At 67.5% G+C, this 15,826-nt stretch carries 14 protein-coding genes; 13 read left to right on the plus strand and 1 reads right to left on the minus strand.

The genetic code is table 11. The annotated features are described in order from the left end of the window. The 9 genes from AC07NN_RS12960 to AC07NN_RS13000 all read left to right on the plus strand — a co-directional run bounded on the left by AC07NN_RS12960 (window position 1) and on the right by AC07NN_RS13000 (window position 11,824). Window positions 1-378, plus strand: a complete 378-nt coding sequence (locus AC07NN_RS12960; protein ID WP_494641299.1) for a VOC family protein — start codon at window positions 1-3, stop codon at window positions 376-378. 43 nt (window positions 379-421) lie between these two features. Next, on the plus strand, window positions 422-1,399 hold the full coding sequence (locus AC07NN_RS12965; protein ID WP_494641301.1) for an ArsR/SmtB family transcription factor: 978 nt from the start codon (window positions 422-424) through the stop codon (window positions 1,397-1,399). Continuing rightward, the gene (gene metF, locus AC07NN_RS12970; protein ID WP_494641303.1) at window positions 1,396-2,340 is read left to right on the plus strand and encodes a methylenetetrahydrofolate reductase [NAD(P)H]; all 945 of its coding nucleotides are present in this window, start codon (window positions 1,396-1,398) and stop codon (window positions 2,338-2,340) included. The genes AC07NN_RS12965 and metF overlap by 4 nt, the downstream gene beginning before the upstream one ends. Further along, window positions 2,337-3,209, plus strand: coding sequence for a CAU/MBL1b family subclass B3 metallo-beta-lactamase (blaCAU, locus tag AC07NN_RS12975; protein ID WP_494641305.1), 873 nt, complete (start codon window positions 2,337-2,339; stop codon window positions 3,207-3,209). The genes metF and blaCAU overlap by 4 nt, the downstream gene beginning before the upstream one ends. Continuing rightward, window positions 3,206-4,084 (plus strand): subclass B3 metallo-beta-lactamase, encoded by an 879-nt coding sequence (bla, locus tag AC07NN_RS12980; RefSeq protein ID WP_494641307.1) that lies wholly within the window; start codon window positions 3,206-3,208, stop codon window positions 4,082-4,084. Before blaCAU ends, bla begins: the two co-directional genes overlap by 4 nt. Next, window positions 4,081-5,157 carry a homocysteine S-methyltransferase family protein gene (locus AC07NN_RS12985; protein ID WP_494641309.1) on the plus strand — a complete coding sequence of 359 codons (1,077 nt, stop codon included), beginning with the start codon at window positions 4,081-4,083 and terminating at the stop codon, window positions 5,155-5,157. Before bla ends, AC07NN_RS12985 begins: the two co-directional genes overlap by 4 nt. Before the next feature lie 149 nt (window positions 5,158-5,306). Then, entirely contained in the window at window positions 5,307-7,979 is a 2,673-nt protein-coding gene (gene metH / locus AC07NN_RS12990; RefSeq protein ID WP_494641312.1) for a methionine synthase, read from the plus strand. 156 nt (window positions 7,980-8,135) lie between these two features. Next, on the plus strand, window positions 8,136-10,301 hold the full coding sequence (locus AC07NN_RS12995) for a bifunctional diguanylate cyclase/phosphodiesterase (protein WP_494641314.1): 2,166 nt from the start codon (window positions 8,136-8,138) through the stop codon (window positions 10,299-10,301). 74 nt (window positions 10,302-10,375) lie between these two features. Continuing rightward, window positions 10,376-11,824, plus strand: coding sequence for a GH1 family beta-glucosidase (locus tag AC07NN_RS13000; RefSeq protein ID WP_494641316.1), 1,449 nt, complete (start codon window positions 10,376-10,378; stop codon window positions 11,822-11,824). Window positions 11,825-11,841: 17 nt separating this feature from the next. Here AC07NN_RS13000 and AC07NN_RS13005 read toward each other — a convergent pair whose 3' ends face one another. Beyond that, window positions 11,842-12,753, minus strand: a complete 912-nt coding sequence (locus tag AC07NN_RS13005) for a hypothetical protein (RefSeq protein WP_494641318.1) — start codon at window positions 12,751-12,753, stop codon at window positions 11,842-11,844. A gap of 266 nt (window positions 12,754-13,019) precedes the next feature. On the opposite strand from AC07NN_RS13005, the gene AC07NN_RS13010 reads away from it, so the two are divergent. From AC07NN_RS13010 to AC07NN_RS13025, 4 genes are all read left to right on the plus strand, one after another. Beyond that, window positions 13,020-13,715 (plus strand): TerB family tellurite resistance protein, encoded by a 696-nt coding sequence (locus AC07NN_RS13010; RefSeq protein WP_494641320.1) that lies wholly within the window; start codon window positions 13,020-13,022, stop codon window positions 13,713-13,715. 107 nt (window positions 13,716-13,822) lie between these two features. Beyond that, complete coding sequence (locus AC07NN_RS13015; RefSeq protein ID WP_494641322.1) at window positions 13,823-14,134, plus strand: hypothetical protein; 312 nt, start codon at window positions 13,823-13,825, stop codon at window positions 14,132-14,134. A gap of 103 nt (window positions 14,135-14,237) precedes the next feature. Further along, a complete protein-coding gene (locus AC07NN_RS13020) occupies window positions 14,238-14,528 on the plus strand; it encodes a putative quinol monooxygenase (protein WP_494641324.1) in 291 nt (96 codons plus the stop codon). Window positions 14,529-14,532: 4 nt separating this feature from the next. Beyond that, complete coding sequence (locus AC07NN_RS13025; RefSeq protein ID WP_494641326.1) at window positions 14,533-15,744, plus strand: acyl-CoA dehydrogenase family protein; 1,212 nt, start codon at window positions 14,533-14,535, stop codon at window positions 15,742-15,744. The last annotated feature ends 82 nt before the right edge of the window (window positions 15,745-15,826 follow it).

A 15,826-nucleotide genomic window follows, 5' to 3' on the forward strand; every position in this document is an offset into this window, starting at 1 on the left:
ATGGCCAAGGTGCTGGGTCTGGGCGGGGTGTTCTTCAAGGCCGAAGACACGACGGCGGTGCGCGAGTGGTACGCCCGCGTGCTGGGCTTCGAGATCCACGACTGGGGCGGGGCGGTCTTCAAGCCGGCGAAGGGTCATTCGACCAACTGGTGCGCCTTCGGGGCCGACACCCAATATTTCGCGCCGTCGACCGCGCCGTTCATGATCAATTTCGTTGTCGATGATATCGACGGCCTGCTGGCCAAGGCCGCCGCCGAGGGCGTCGAGCCGCTGGGCCGCCAGGACGAAGACGGCATGGGCCGGTTCGCCTGGCTTCTCGATCCCGCGGGGGTCAAGATTGAGCTTTGGGAGCCTGCCAAGGGCGAAGCTGAGGCATAATTTCCCCTTGCCAAATCGGACATAAAGATATCTTTATGTCCTCATGAAGCTTACCGCCGAACAGGTCGTCGAGGTGCTGCGCGCCGCCGGCGAGTCCACGCGTCTGCGGCTCCTGGCCCTGCTGGCCGCCGAGGAGCTGTCGGTGCTGGAGCTGTGCCGCATCCTCGACCAGAGCCAGCCGCGCGTGTCGCGCCACCTGAAGCTGCTGGCCGAGGCGGGCCTGGTCGAGCGTTTCCCGGACGGGGCCTGGGTGTTCTACCGCCTGGCCGCCAAGTCGCCGGGCCGGTTCCTGGTCGAGCAGGCCCTGGACCTGATCGACGACACCGACGAGAACGTGCAGCTGGACGCCGACAAGCTGGCCGCCGTGCGCGCTGAGCGCTCCAGCGACGCCCAGGCCTATTTCGCCCGCAACGCCGCGCGCTGGAACGAAATCCGGTCGCTGTATGTCGATGAAGCCGAGGTCGAGGCCGCGATCCTGCGGGCGACCGGCGAAGGGCCGTTCGAGGAACTAGTCGACCTGGGCGCCGGCGCGGGCCGCATGCTGACCCTGCTGGGCAAGCGCGCCAGCAACGCCCTGGGCCTGGATCTGTCGCAGCAGATGCTGAACATCGCTCGCGACGAGGTGACCAAGGCTGGCCTGATCCGTTGCGAGCTGCGCCATGGCGACATCTTCCGCACCGGCCTGCCGGGCGGCTGCGCCGACCTGGTGACCGTGCACCAGGTGCTGCACTACCTGTCGGATCCCGCCAACGCCGTGGCCGAGGCCGCGCGGCTGGTGACGCCCGGCGGCCTGCTGTTGATCGCCGACTTCGCGCCACACGATCATGAGTTCCTGCGCGAGGTGCACCAGCACCGCCGCCTGGGCTTCGACGACATCGAGATCGTCACCTGGCTGCAGGCCTCGGGCCTTCAGCTGGAAAGCAACATCGCCCTGCCGCCGGCCACCGGCGAGGGGCTGACCGTCAAGATCTGGACGGCCCGCCGTCCGGCCCGGACGATCGCCGAGAGGAACGCCGCATGACCCTTCCGCCCACCCGCCGCGTGATCGGTCCCGTCGCCCGCGCCGGCGAGCGTACCGGTCGTCCGCGCGTGTCGTTCGAGTTCTTCCCGCCCAAGACGCCGCAGATGGAAGAGAACCTCTGGCAGGCCATCACCCGCCTGGCGCCGCTGGATCCGGCCTTCGTCTCGGTGACCTATGGCGCCGGCGGCTCCACCCGCGAACGCACCCACCGCACGGTCAAGCGCATCCTGGACGAGACCAGCCTCAAGCCCGCCGCCCACCTGACCTGCGTCGGCGCCAGCCGTGAGGAAGTGGACGACGTGATCCGAGAATATTGGGAGACGGGCGTCCGCCACATCGTCTCGCTGCGCGGCGACCCGCCTCCGGGCGAAGGCGGTATCGGCGGGGTCTATGTCCCGCGCGCCGACGGTTACGCCAACGCCACCGAGCTGACCAAGGCCCTGCGCGGCATCGCGCCGTTCGAGGTGCTGGTCGGGGTCTATCCCGAGAAGCATCCGGAAAGCCCGTCGCTGGAACACGACATCGACGTCCTGAAGCAGAAGGTCGACGCCGGCGCGACGCTGGGGATCAGCCAGTTCTTCTTCGATCTGGACGCCTTCCTGCGTTACGTCGACAAGGTCCGCGCGGCCGGGATCACCATTCCGATCGTGCCGGGGATCATGCCGGTGACCAACTTCGCCGGCCTGAAGAAGATGGCCGCCGCTTGCCAGACGGCGATCCCGTCATGGCTGGGCAACCTGTTCGACGGCCTGGAACATGACGCCGAGACCCGCCGCCTGATCGCCTGCTCGGTCGCCGCCGAGATGTGCGCCAAGCTGCAGGAGCAGGGCTTCGAGGACTTCCACTTCTACACCCTGAACCGGGCCGATCTGGTCTATGCGATCTGCCGGGTGCTCGGCCTGCGCGAGACATCGCCGGCCCCGGCGGAGGCAGCCGCATGAAGCGCGCCCTGATCTCGCTGGCCTTCGCCCTGGCGGCCGTCGCTGCGCCGGTCGCGCACGCTGACGACAACGCCAACTGGACGCGGCCGATCAAGCCGTACCGGGTGGTCGGCAACATCTACTATGTCGGCTCGGAAGGCCTGTCGGCCTGGCTGATCACCTCGTCCGAAGGCCACATCCTGCTGGACAGCGGCCCGTCGCCGCAGGGCGGCAAGCTGATCGAGCGCAACATCCAGCAGCTCGGCTTCCAGCTGGCGGACGTGAAGTTCCTGATCAACACCCATGCCCATTACGATCATGCCGGCGGCATGGCCCAACTGAAGGCAGACATCCCGACCGCCAAGGTCTGGGCCTCACGCGCCGACGAGCCGGCGCTGAAGATCGGTCAACACGTCGGCGACAACGACAATGGCGCGACACTGTTTCCGGCCGTGAAGGTCGACAGGAGTTTCGGTGACGAGACCAAGCTGAAGTTGGGCGAGACCACCCTGGTCGCCCACCTGACGCCGGGTCACACCCCGGGCTGCACCACCTGGACCATGGCGGTGACCGAGAAGGGCCGCCCACTGAACGTGACTTTCCCGTGCTCGCTGTCAGTGGCCGGCAACCATCTGGTCGGTAACAAGGCGCATCGCGCGATCGTGGCCGACTATCGCGCCGCCTTCGCCAAGATGCGGACCCTGCCGACCGACGTGATGCTGCCCAGCCACGAGGAGCAGGGCGACCTGCTGGCCAAGCGCCAGAAGCAGCTGCGCGGCGACGCCAACGCCTTTGTCGATCCGACCGAACTCTCCAAGTTCGTCGACGGCTACGAGACCCGTTTCAACCAGGAACTGGCGCGCCAGCAGGCTATGAGCGGCAAGCGATGAGCCGCGCCCGCGTCTTCATCGCGGGCGGCGTGGTGGCGCTGGCGGGGCTGGCGGCCGTGACCGCCTTCGCCGCGCGCAAGATGATCAGCTGGGTGGTTCCGACCGCCCCGTTCCAGATCGCCGACGACCTCTACTATGTCGGCTCCAAGGGCGTTTCGGTCTTCCTGATCAAGACGTCCGACGGCGCGATCCTGATCGACGGCGGCATGCCCGGCGGCGAGAAGCGGATCGAGAAGAGCCTGGCGCCCCTGGGCTTCAAGCCGACCGACGTGAAGGTCCTGCTGAACACCCACGCCCACTTCGACCATGCCGGCGACTTCGCGGCGCTGAAGCAGGCCACCGGCGCGACCATCGCCGTCAGCGCCGGCGACCAGAAGGCGCTGGAGACGGGGACCTATATCGGCTCGGAGGACTCGGGCGTTTCGAAGTTTCCGCCGGTGAAGGTCGACCGCGTGCTGGCCGACGGCGACGTCGTCAGCCTGGGCGGCGTCTCGCTGACGGCTCACGTCACGCCGGGCCATACGGCGGGCTGCACCAGCTGGACCTTCCCGACGAAGGTCGACGGCGTGACCAAGCAGGTCTTCGTCAGCTGCAGCACCTCGGTGGGCGTCAACCGCCTGGTCTCCAAGACCAAGGGCCCACAGTACCCCGGCATCGTCGCCGACTACGAACAGACCTTCGCCCGGCTGAAGGGCTTCAAGGCCGACATTTTCCTGGCCCCGCACAACGAGCAGTTCGGCATGGCCGACAAGCGCGCCAAGCTGGGGCAGGGCGCCAATCCGTTCGTCGATCCGAACGAACTCCAGGTCCGCGTCGCCAGGTCGGAAGCCGACTTCCGCGCCGCGCTGGCCAAGCAGCAGGAGGCTGCACGATGACTGACCTCTCCATTCGCGCCAATCGCGTCGCCGCCCTGAAGGCCGCCGCCAAGGAACGCATCCTGATCCTCGACGGCTCCTGGGGCGTGATGTTCCAGAAGAAGGGCCTGACCGAGGCCGACTACCGGGCCGATCGCTTCGCCGACTACAACGGCCAGATGAAGGGCAATAACGACATCCTGTGCCTGACCCGGCCGGATCTCGTGGCCGAGCTGCACGACGCCTATTTCAGCGCCGGCGCCGACATCTCCGAGACCAACACCTTTTCGGGCACCACCATCGCCCAGGCCGACTATCACCTGGGCGAGCAGGACGTCTGGGACATCAATCTCGAAGGCGCGAAGATCGGCCGCTCGGTCGCCGACCGCTGGAACGCCGAAAACCCCGAGCGTCCGAAGTTCATCGCCGGCTCGATCGGGCCGCTGAACGTCATGCTGTCGATGTCGTCGGACGTGAACGATCCAGGCGCGCGCAAGGTGACCTTCGACCAGGTCTACGAGGCCTACCGTCAGCAGGTGGATGCGCTCTACAAGGGCGGCGTCGATCTCTTCCTGATCGAGACGATCACCGACACCCTGAACTGCAAGGCCGCCATCAAGGCGATCCTCGACCTGCGCGACGAGGGCCACGAGGAGCTGCCGATCTGGATCAGCGGCACCATCACCGACCGCTCGGGTCGCACCCTGTCGGGCCAGACGGCCGAGGCGTTCTGGAACAGCGTCAAGCACGCCAAGCCGTTCGCGGTGGGCTTCAACTGCGCCCTGGGCGCTGACCTGATGCGTCCGCACATCGCCGAGATGGCCCGCATCGCCGACACCCTGGTCGCGGCCTATCCCAACGCCGGCCTGCCCAACGCCATGGGCCAGTACGACGAGCAGCCGCACGAGACCGGCCACGCCCTGCACGAATGGGCCAAGGACGGCCTCGTCAACATCCTGGGCGGCTGCTGCGGCACCACGCCGGACCACATCCGCCACGTGGCGGACGAGGTTCGTGGCGTGACCCCGCGCGCCATTCCCGAGCGTCCCAAGGCCATGCGCCTGGCGGGGCTCGAGCCGTTCGAGTTGGCGTAAAAGCTTTCTTTTTCCTGCCTTCCTGGGCCTTGTGCCCAGGACCCAGTTTTCCGCTGCTGCGGAGCCCGACTTTCCAGGCGCTGTGCTAGCGGCGCGATGGGTCCTCGCCACAAGGGCGAGGAAGGCGGGTTTATTTGGATCGACCGACCATGAGACCCGTCTTCGTCAATATCGGTGAGCGCACCAACGTCACCGGCTCGGCCAAGTTCAAGAAGCTGATCGTCGAGGGCGACTATCCGGCCGCGCTGTCGGTCGCGCGCCAGCAGGTCGAGGCCGGGGCCCAGGTCATCGACGTCAACATGGACGAGGGTCTGCTGGACAGCCAGCAGGCCATGGTCACCTTCCTGAACCTGATGGCCGCCGAGCCGGACATCGCCCGCGTGCCGGTGATGATCGACAGCTCCAAGTGGGAGGTGATCGAGGCCGGGCTGAAGTGCGTCCAGGGCAAGGCGATCGTCAATTCCATCTCGATGAAGGAAGGCGAGGAGAAGTTCCTCGAACAGGCGCGCCTGTGCCAGCGCTATGGCGCGGCGGTGGTGGTCATGGCCTTCGACGAGGTCGGCCAGGCCGATACCGAGGCGCGCAAGGTCGAGATCTGCGAGCGGGCCTACAACACGCTGGTCGACAAGGTCGGCTTCGCACCGGAAGACATCATCTTCGACCCCAACATCTTCGCCGTGGCGACGGGGATCGAGGAGCACGACAACTACGCTGTCGATTTCATCGAGGCCACGCGGCGCATCAAGCAGATGCTGCCCTACGCCCGCGTGTCGGGCGGGGTGTCGAACGTCTCGTTCAGCTTCCGCGGCAACGAGCCCGTGCGCCGGGCGATCCACTCGGTGTTCCTGTACCACGCGATCAACGCCGGCATGGACATGGGCATCGTCAACGCTGGCGACCTGCCGGTCTATGACGACATCGACGCCGCCCTGCGCGAGGCCGTCGAGGACGTGATCCTCAACCGTCCGCAGCGCGATCCGGTCCAGACCAACACCGAGCGCCTGGTCGACATGGCCCCGCGCTACAAGGGCGAGAAGGGCCAGGCCCAGCAGGTCAATCTGGCCTGGCGCGAGGGCACGGTCGGCGAGCGCATCACCCACGCCCTGGTCAATGGCGTCACCGAGTTCATCGAAGCCGACACCGAAGAGGCGCGCCTGGCCGCCGAGCGTCCGCTGCACGTGATCGAAGGCCCGCTGATGGACGGCATGAACGTCGTCGGCGACCTGTTCGGCGCGGGCAAGATGTTCCTGCCCCAGGTCGTGAAGTCGGCCCGCGTCATGAAACAGGCCGTGGCCTGGCTGATGCCGTTCATGGAGGCCGAGAAGGAAGGCCAGGTCCGCAAGGCCGCCGGCAAGGTCCTGATGGCCACCGTCAAGGGCGACGTCCACGACATCGGCAAGAACATCGTCGGCGTCGTGCTGCAGTGTAACAACTACGAGGTCATCGACCTGGGCGTCATGGTTCCGGCCGACCGCATCTTGGAAGAGGCCAAGAAACACCAGGTCGACATGATCGGCCTGTCGGGCCTGATCACGCCGTCGCTGGACGAGATGGTGTTCGTGGCCGCCGAGATGGAGCGGCAGGGCTTCGACATTCCGCTGCTGATCGGCGGCGCCACCACCAGCCGCACCCACACGGCGGTGAAGATCGAGCCGGCCTATCGCCGGGGACCGACCACCTATGTCGTCGACGCCAGCCGCGCCGTCGGCGTGGTCTCGGGCCTGCTGTCCGAGAGCGAGCGCGACCGGATCATCGGTGAGACCCGCGCCGAATATGTGAAGGTCCGCGAGCAATATGCGCGTGGCCAGACGGTGAAGGCCCGCGCCTCGATCGGCCAGGCCCGCCAGCGCGCCTTCGACATCGACTGGAGCGGCTATGTCCCGCCCAAGCCCGCTTTCATCGGTACGCGCAGCTTCGAGCCGTCGCTGGCCGAGCTGGAGCCGTTCATCGACTGGTCGCCGTTCTTCGCCAGCTGGGAGCTGATCGGCCGCTATCCGCAGATCCTCGAGGACGACGTGGTCGGCAAGGCGGCGACGGATCTCTACCGCGACGCCCGCGCCATGCTGGACAAGGTGATCGCCGAGAAGTGGTTCGGGGCCAAGGGCGTGATCGGCTTCTGGCCGGCCCAGGCCCAGGGCGACGACGTGGTGCTCTACACCGACGAGACGCGCACGACGCAGCTGTCGCGCTTCCACACCCTGCGTCAGCAGATGGACAAGGGGGAGGGCAAGACCAACGTGGCGCTGTCGGACTTCGTCGCGCCGATCGGGGAGGGGGCGGACTATGTCGGCGGCTTCGCGGTCACGGCCGGCCATGGCGAGGACGAGATCGTCAAGGCGTTCAAGGACGCCGGCGACGACTACAGCGCTATCATGGCCTCGGCCCTGGCCGACCGCCTGGCCGAAGCCTTCGCCGAGTGGCTGCACTACAAGGCCCGTGTCGAGCTGTGGGGCTACGCCCCCGACGAGGCGGCCGACACCGAGGTGATGATCGCCGAGAAGTACCAGGGCATCCGCCCCGCGCCCGGCTATCCGGCCCAGCCCGACCACACCGAAAAGGGTACGCTGTTCAAGCTCTTGGACGTGGAAGCTGCCACCGGCATGAAGCTGACCGAGAGCTACGCCATGACCCCCGGCGCGGCCGTCTCGGGCCTCTATTTCAGCCATCCGCGCGCGCACTATTTCGGCGTGGGCAAGATCGACGCCGACCAGGTCGAGGACTACGCGGCCCGCAAGGGCTGGGACATGGCCACGGCCGAGCGCTGGCTGTCGCCGATCCTCAACTACGATTCGGCGGCGCGAGCGCGGGACACGGCTGCCTAGCGTCTACAATCCGACGCTTCGGCGTCGGATTCGGCCCCTCGGAGCCGGGCAAAACCCAAATCGCGTAACGATGTCCGATAATTTGCCCACCAACCCGCTCAGGTAAGGGATTCCGCAACCGTTGGTATGAACGATGCGGCATCTCGGGGGAGTGGGATGGATCGTCGGAACATCGAGCTCAAGATCTTTGGCCTGATCGCCGGCATGGCGGCGGGCATGATCCTGCTCGCCGGTTTCGCGCTGACGGTCGCCACTCGCCACGCCGACGTCCGCGAGCGCGAATACGAGCAGACCCTGGTCGGCAACGGCCTGCGCCAGCGCGGCAAGGAAGTTCAGACCGCCCTCAATCCCTACGTCATCTGGGACGAGGCGATCATCAAGCTGGACAACGACTTCGACCAGGCCTGGGCCAGCCAGAACATCGGCGCCTCGCTGGGCGGGGCCCTGGGCTACCGGGTGGTGTTCGTCCTCGATGGCAACGACAAGCCGATCTACAGCCACCTGAACGGCGCCGACCTGGCGACCGACAGCTACGACCGCTACGCCGGGCCGACCTCGCGCCTGGTCGCCGCCGTCCGCGAGATCGAGGCCGACCCCGCCAAGGTCAAGGAGCTGCGCGCGGTCCACAAGAGCCGCGTCGAGTTGATCGGCGACGAGCCCGTCCTGATCACCGTCTCGCTGATCCGTCCGGATCTGAAGGCCAAGCCCAAGGGCGCCCATGCCCCGCTGCTGGTGACCGGCATTCCCGTAGCCAACAGCGTCGTCAAGGCCTTCTCCGACCGCTTCCTGCTGCACAAGACCCACATTGAGATCGTCGCGCCGGACAAGATCGCCACCGACGGCGCACAGTCCGTGCTGGGCCGGGCCGCCGACGGGCGCCGCATCGTCCTGCGCTGGGAGCCCCGCCGTCCGGGCGCCGAGCTGCTGCGCTCGGCCACGCCGATGCTGGCCACGGCCGTCCTGGCCGCCGCCATCGGCTCGTTCCTGCTGTTCCGCATCACCCGCCGCGCGGCCAAGAAGCTGCTGCTCAGCGAGGCCGAGGCCAAGCACCTGTCGCTGCACGATCCGCTGACGGGCCTGGCCAACCGCACCCTGTTCACCGACCGCCTCGTCCACGCCCACGCGCTGCTACGCCGCAAGCCGGGCTATCTGGGCGTGCTGTGCATCGACCTCGACCGGTTCAAGGAGGTCAACGACAGCTACGGCCACGACGCCGGCGATCAGCTGATCCGCGAGGTCGCCCGTCGCCTGAAGGGCATTTGCCGCGAGACCGACACCATCTGTCGTCTGGGCGGCGACGAGTTCGCCATCATCCTGCCCGACACCACGCCGACGGGCTCGGCCACCATGGCCCAGCGCGTGGTCGAGGGCCTGTCGGGCGAGGTCGACCTGTCGATCGGCCGCGCCGAGCTGTCGTGCTCGGTCGGCGTGGCGGTGGTCTCCGACGCCGACCAGGGCCAGGCCGAACTGCTGCGCCAGGCCGACGTCGCCCTCTATCGCGCCAAGGAAGGCGGCCGTGGTCGCTACTGCTTCTTCGAGCCCGAGATGGACGCGGCCCTGCGCCTGCGGAAGGGCCTGGAGCGCGACCTGCGCACGGCGCTGGAAACCGACGCCCTGACGGTGGCCTATCAGCCGCTGACCGACGCCAAGGGGACGATCGTCGGGGTCGAGGCCCTGGCGCGCTGGACCCATCCCGAGCGCGGCGAGATCTCGCCGGCCATCTTCATCCCGCTGGCCGAGTCCTGCGGCCTGATCGGCATGGTCGGCGCGGCCGTGTTCCGCCGCGCCTGCTACGACAGCCTGCGTTGGTCGGGGCTGGAGGTGTCGGTCAACGTCTCGGCCATCCAGCTGTCGAACCCGGGCTTCGTCGACGAGATGGTCGCCACCCTGGCCGAGACCGGCGCGCGCGCCGACGCCTTCATGCTGGAAATCACCGAGACGGCCCTGCTGAAGGACAGCGACGGCGTCCACGAGGCCCTGCGTCGCCTGAAGCGCCTGGGCTTCCGTCTGGCTCTGGACGACTTCGGCACGGGCTATGCCAGCCTGGCCTATCTGCGCCGCCATCCGATCGACAAGCTGAAGATCGACCGCTCGTTCGTCTCCAGCCTGCCCGGCAACGGCGAGTCGATGGCCGTGGCCTCGGCGATCGTCAGCTTGGCCAAGTCGCTGGGCCTGAAGACCACGGCCGAGGGCGTCGAGACCCAGGGCCAGATGGACTGCCTGGTGAAGCTGGGCTGTTCGGAATTCCAGGGCTTCCTGCTGGGCCGCCCGATGCCGGCCGACGCGATCGCTGGCGTCCGCGCGAAGGCCAAGACGCGCTAGCTTCCGCCGCGTGAACTAGCCAAACCCACAACCCAACCGCATCCTCCTCCCAACGATACGAACGGGAGGGGACGATGGAACGGTCAGGCGTGAGCCGCCGGGCGCTGGGGGCTTTGGCTCTAGGCGGGGCAGCGGTGGGGCTCTCGGGGTGCGAGGGCGCGCACGAGACCGACCTCAAGCCCAAGAGCCGGCAGTTTCCCAAGGACTTCGTCTGGGGCGTGGCCACCGCGGCCTTCCAGACGGAAGGTTCGCAGACCGCCGACGGGCGCGGCCCTAGCGTCTGGGACGGGTTCGAGAAGGTCCCCGGCCATGTGAAGGACGGCACGGACGCCACCGTGGCCACCGACAGCTATCGCCGCTTCCAGGACGACGTGGACCTGATCGCCGGCGCGGGCCTCGGCGCCTATCGCTTCTCGATCAGCTGGTCGCGGGTGCTGGCCAGCGGGGAGGAGCCGGTGAACGCCGCCGGCCTCGACCACTATTCGAAGCTGGTCGACGCCCTGCTGGCCAAGGGGATCACGCCCTATGCCACCCTGTTCCACTGGGACCTGCCGCAGGGCCTGCAGGACAAGGGCGGCTGGGCTTCGCGCGACACGGCCCTACGCTTCGCCGACTACGCCCACGCGGTGGTTGAGAAGCTGGGCGACCGGCTGAAGAACTACATCATCCTCAACGAGGCGGCCGTGCACGCGGTCTTCGGCCATGTGCTGGGCGAGCACGCGCCGGGGCTGAAGGACATCACCCAGCTGGGCAAGGTCGTCCACCACATGAACCTGGGCCAGGGCCTGGCCATGCAGGCGCTGCGGGCCGGGGCGAGCGGCCTGCAGGTCGGCACGACCATGGCGCTGCAGCCCTGCCGGCCGGCGGGCGGGGGCCTGGCGTTCTGGAACCGCCTGGCCTCGGATGGCCTGGACGCGCTGTGGAACCGCGCCTGGCTCGATCCGCTGTTCAAGGGGACCTATCCGAAGGACATGGACGACCTGCTGAAGGGTGTCATCCAGGAGGGCGACCTGAAGACGGTCCGCCAGCCGGTCGATTTCCTGGGGGTGAACTACTACGCGCCGGCCTATGTGCGGCTGGACCTGTCCTCGCCCAGCAAGATCGCGCCGGCCAACCCGCCCAAGGGCGCGGAGCTGGACGCCTTCGGCCGCCACATCGACCCGTCGGGCCTGTTCGAAATCCTGGACCGTGTGCGCCGCGAGTATGGTGCGCCGAAGATGATGGTCACCGAGAACGGCTGCTCGGACCCGTTCGGGACTGGCCCGGCGGTGCTGAACGACCAGTTCCGCATCACCTATCTGCGCCGCCACCTGGAGGCGGTGCTCGCCGCCCGCGAGGCCGGCTGCGACGTGCGCGGCTATTTCGAGTGGACCCTGATCGACAACTTCGAATGGGACCTGGGCTACACGTCCAAATTCGGCTTGGTGGCGATGGACAGGACCACGGGCATACGGACGCCAAAGGCGTCGTACGCGTGGTTCAAGGCGTTGGCGGCGAGCGGGGCGTTGCCATCCTCCCCCTAGAGGGGGAGGATTTTGAGTTACGGCTTGTCCGCCTTGCAGATCAGCACGTCGCGACCGCCGCGCTTGGCGGGGACGAGGCTGCCGGCGCAGGGGATCGGGTTGATCGGATCGACGATGATCTCGTTGCCGCCGATTGGGGGCAGCTTCTTTGGCGTGGTTTGGGGCGCGGTCTGGGCCAGCGGCTTGGCAGGGGCCGGAGCCGGCTTGGGCTTGGCGGCCGGCGTGGTCTTCGGCGGCTCGGCCTTGGGCGCCTTGGGTTCGACCTTCTTGACCGGTTCGGGCTTGGTCTCGGCGACCGGTTCGGGAGCGGCCGGCGCCGGCGCGGCTTCAGTCACGGGCGCGGGCACGGGAGTTTCGGGCGCGGGAGCCGGCGGCGCGGCCTCGGTCACGGGCGCCGGAGCTTCGGCGGCTGGCGTCGGAGCGCTCGCCGGGGCGGCGTTGTAGTTCAGCGCCTTGCCCAGGATGCTCGACTTCATTTCCAGGGTCTTGGCGCGCTTCTCGCAGTCGCCGGGCGGGCTCCAGCTCATCCACATCTGGGCCAGGCGCGCCTTGTCGATCGAATCGGCGCCCTGCCAGATCGCCGCGCCGCGCTTCACCTGGGCGCCGCCATATTCCGAGATCGGACGCGGGCTGGCCTTTTCGGCCGCCGTGATCGCCGAGGCGAAGGCCTTCATGTCCTTCTGAGCCTGGCTGCGCAGTTCCGGATAGGTCTTTAGCGAGGCGGCCACGCCGTCGGGACCTGGGAACGCCTTCTCGATCCGCGTCACCTCCGGCATCACCCGGTCATAGAGATTGGCGTAACCGCCCAGGGCGCCGTAGCACCAGGCGACATAGCCGTACTCGTCGGTGGGCGGGGCGTTCGGGCTTTGCGCGCTCGCCTGGCCGTCCTGAGCGAGGAGGGCGAGGGCGAGGAGGAGGGCGTTCGCCATGCGGGCGGATGTCCTTTCAACGTGAATGCGAGTCTGACTAGAGCATTTCGATCCGGATTGGGACCGTTGCGTGACCATTCGGGTCAAGCTGAGCCATAACGAGCAACCGGCCGATCGGCTCCCTCGTCGCAGGAGCGGGCGGTTTCGCCGCATTGCGGGAAAGTCATGTGAACGATCATTCTCATTGTGCTAGAAGCACGATGTCGGGGTGATCCGCTTCGCCCCTTCGCGCGTATTTCTACCGTCCGTCTGGTTTCGAGGCGTTCATGACCTTCTGGCGCAACATCGCGAGCATCGCCGCCCGCAGACTGGATCTCGCCGACTGCACCGAGTGTCCGGGCGGTCTGCCGGGCGAGGATCCGGCGTTCTCGACGGCGGTGACGGCGCTCGGGGCCAAGCTGGCCAAGGTCGATGGCCGCGCCGACGGTGGCGAGTTCGCCGCCTTCACCGAGGTCTTCCAGCCCGATCCGGCTTCCGAGCCGAACATCCATCGTCTGTACGACCTGGCCCGCCAGACCACCCACGGTTTCGAGAGCTACGCCAAGCGGCTGGCCAAGCGCTATTCCAGCTGCCCGCAGTTGCTGGAAGACGTGGTCGACGGCCTGTTCCACATCGCCAAGGCCGACGGCGTGGTGACCCAGGACGAGCTTGACTACCTGGAGCGGGTGTCGAACCTGTTCGGCATGTCGCCGCTGGCCTTCCGCCGCCTGCGCGCCACGCATCTGGGCACCGGGGCTGACGATCCCTACGCGATCCTGGAAGTGCCGGCCGACGCCGACGACGCCACGGTGCGCAGCGCCTGGAAGTCGGCCCTGTCCAGCGCCCACCCCGACCGCGCCCGCGCCCGGGGCCTGCCGTCTGAGTTCATCGAGGTGGCCGAGGCCAAGGCCGCCGCCATCAACGCGGCCTTCTCCACCGTGATGCGCGAGCGCCGGGAACTGGGCCTGGCGGTGGCGGGTTAGGCGAGACAATCTGTCCCTGGCGGTCATTCCGTAAGGGGACGGAAAAGGCTTTTCATCCGGGCCGACCGGGTGTTCAGTTGTAGTTCAGCGCTTGTGAACCACCTTTGTTGATCATAAGCGCGGACGAAAGGACCACGATGAGCAGCAGCGACGCCGCAGCCTCGCCCTTCCACAAGTTGGCCTGGATCGCCGGCGCGCTGGCGACGTCGATCGCGGTGGTGGTCGGTGCGATCCTCGCGGTGGTGTTCGCCGCCACGGTCGTGGTGGTCGGCTTCATCGGCAGCGCCCTGTTCGGCCTGGCCGCCTTCGCCTTCCGCGGCCGCAAGGTCGCCAAGGCTCCCGCTGACGACGGACTCATCGAGGCGCGGAATGTCGGCGGGCACTCGTGGGTCGCCTACGGCTGGAACGAGCGGCGTTAGGGTCTGAGCCCTCTCTCTCTGATGAGGGAGGGATTGATCGTGCCCCTTGCTCCGCGCTCGCACCTATCCCATGCTGCATTCAAACAAGCGTTGGGAGGTTAGCATGATTGGTGTCGTCGCGACCCTGAAGGTCCAGCCGGCGAAGGCCGCGGATTTCGAGAAGGTGTTCCTGGACCTGCAGAACAAGGTGAAGGCCAACGAGCCGGGCTGCCTCGTCTACCAGCTGACCCGCTCCAAGACCGAAGAGGGCGTCTACAAGGTGCTGGAGCTCTACGCTTCGACCGACGCCCTGAAGCACCATGGAGGCACGGACTACTTCAAGGCGGCCGGCGCGGCGATGGGGCCGACCATGGCCGCCGCACCCGTCATCGAGTACCTCGACGCGGTGGAGTAGGGCGATGGATCTCGCCTTCTCGCCCGAGGACCTGGCGTTCCAGCAGGAGGTCCGTAACTGGATCGCCTCGGCCTATGACGACGACCTGAAGAAGCAGCTGTCGCAGTCCAAGAACGGCTATCTCGACAAGGCTGGCCAAGTGCGCTGGCAGAAGAAGCTGGCCGAACGCGGCTGGGCGGCGCCGGACTGGCCGGTCGAGCTGGGCGGGGCAGGGTTCTCGCCGTCGCAGCGCTACATCTTCAACATGGAGATGAGCCTGGCCGGCGTGCCGACCTCTTCGCCGATGGGCCTGAAGATGGTCGCGCCGGTGATCATGGCGTTCGGGTCCGACGAACAGAAGGCTCAGCACCTGCCGCCGATCCTGAAGTCCGACATCTGGTGGTGCCAGGGCTATTCGGAGCCAGGCTCGGGCTCGGACCTGGCCAGCCTGCAGATGAAGGCCGAGCGGGACGGCGACGACTATGTCCTGAACGGCTCGAAGATCTGGACCACCCACGCCCAATGGGCTGAGTGGATGTTCTGCCTGGTCCGCACCTCGTCGGCCGGCAAGCCGCAGGAGGGCATCTCGTTCCTGCTGCTGCGGATGGACACGCCCGGCATCCAGATCAAGCCGCTGCCCACCCTGGACGGCCCGCCCGACAACGAGCAGGAGATCAACCAGGTCTTCTTCGACAATGTCCGGGTGCCGATCTCCAACCGCATCGGCGAGGAGAACAAGGGCTGGACCTACGCCAAGTACCTGCTCGAGTTCGAGCGCGGCAACGCCTACGCGCCGGGCCTGATGAACATGCTCAAGAAGGTCAAGCGCATCGCGGCGATGGAGCGCGCCGACGACGGCGGGCGGCTGATCGACGACGCCGACTTCCGCGAGAAGATCACCAACCTGGAGATCCAGGTCGAGGCCCTGAACGCCACCGAGCTGCGGATCTTCTCGTCCCGCACGGCCGGCAAGGCGATCGGCCCGGCTTCGTCGATGCTGAAATGCGTGGGATCCGAGCACCAGCAGGCGATCACCGAGCTGACCCTGGAAGCGGTCGGGACCTATGCCGCGCCGTTCGTCCAGGATCCCTGGTCGACGGCCAATGACGGGCGGGCGGGGCCGGACTACGCGGCCCCGGCGGCGCCGGCCTATTTCAACTACCGCAAGGCCTCGATCTACGCGGGGTCGAACGAGATCCAGCGGAACATCATGGCCAAGATGGTGCTGGGGCTTTAGCGGCGATCCCCCTCCGTCGCCTCTCGGCGACACCTCCCCCATGAAGGGGGAGGAGTAATCACGGACCTCCTTCCCCTTCATG

The sequence above is a fragment of the Caulobacter sp. GW821-FHT09H08 genome (genome assembly GCF_059415885.1).

What these genes read in the sequence shown, in the direction of transcription:
- AC07NN_RS12960 (WP_494641299.1), top strand. Translation starts at nt 1, where the DNA reads ATGGCCAAGGTGCTGGGTCTGGGCGGGGTGTTCTTCAAGGCCGAAGAC.
- AC07NN_RS12965 (WP_494641301.1), top strand. Translation starts at nt 422, where the DNA reads ATGAAGCTTACCGCCGAACAGGTCGTCGAGGTGCTGCGCGCCGCCGGC.
- AC07NN_RS13020 (WP_494641324.1), top strand. Translation starts at nt 14,238, where the DNA reads ATGATTGGTGTCGTCGCGACCCTGAAGGTCCAGCCGGCGAAGGCCGCG.
- AC07NN_RS13005 (WP_494641318.1), bottom strand. Translation starts at nt 12,753, where the DNA reads ATGGCGAACGCCCTCCTCCTCGCCCTCGCCCTCCTCGCTCAGGACGGC.
- AC07NN_RS13000 (WP_494641316.1), top strand. Translation starts at nt 10,376, where the DNA reads ATGGAACGGTCAGGCGTGAGCCGCCGGGCGCTGGGGGCTTTGGCTCTA.
- AC07NN_RS12985 (WP_494641309.1), top strand. Translation starts at nt 4,081, where the DNA reads ATGACTGACCTCTCCATTCGCGCCAATCGCGTCGCCGCCCTGAAGGCC.
- blaCAU (WP_494641305.1), top strand. Translation starts at nt 2,337, where the DNA reads ATGAAGCGCGCCCTGATCTCGCTGGCCTTCGCCCTGGCGGCCGTCGCT.
- metF (WP_494641303.1), top strand. Translation starts at nt 1,396, where the DNA reads ATGACCCTTCCGCCCACCCGCCGCGTGATCGGTCCCGTCGCCCGCGCC.
- AC07NN_RS12995 (WP_494641314.1), top strand. Translation starts at nt 8,136, where the DNA reads ATGGATCGTCGGAACATCGAGCTCAAGATCTTTGGCCTGATCGCCGGC.
- bla (WP_494641307.1), top strand. Translation starts at nt 3,206, where the DNA reads ATGAGCCGCGCCCGCGTCTTCATCGCGGGCGGCGTGGTGGCGCTGGCG.
- metH (WP_494641312.1), top strand. Translation starts at nt 5,307, where the DNA reads ATGAGACCCGTCTTCGTCAATATCGGTGAGCGCACCAACGTCACCGGC.
- AC07NN_RS13010 (WP_494641320.1), top strand. Translation starts at nt 13,020, where the DNA reads ATGACCTTCTGGCGCAACATCGCGAGCATCGCCGCCCGCAGACTGGAT.
- AC07NN_RS13025 (WP_494641326.1), top strand. Translation starts at nt 14,533, where the DNA reads ATGGATCTCGCCTTCTCGCCCGAGGACCTGGCGTTCCAGCAGGAGGTC.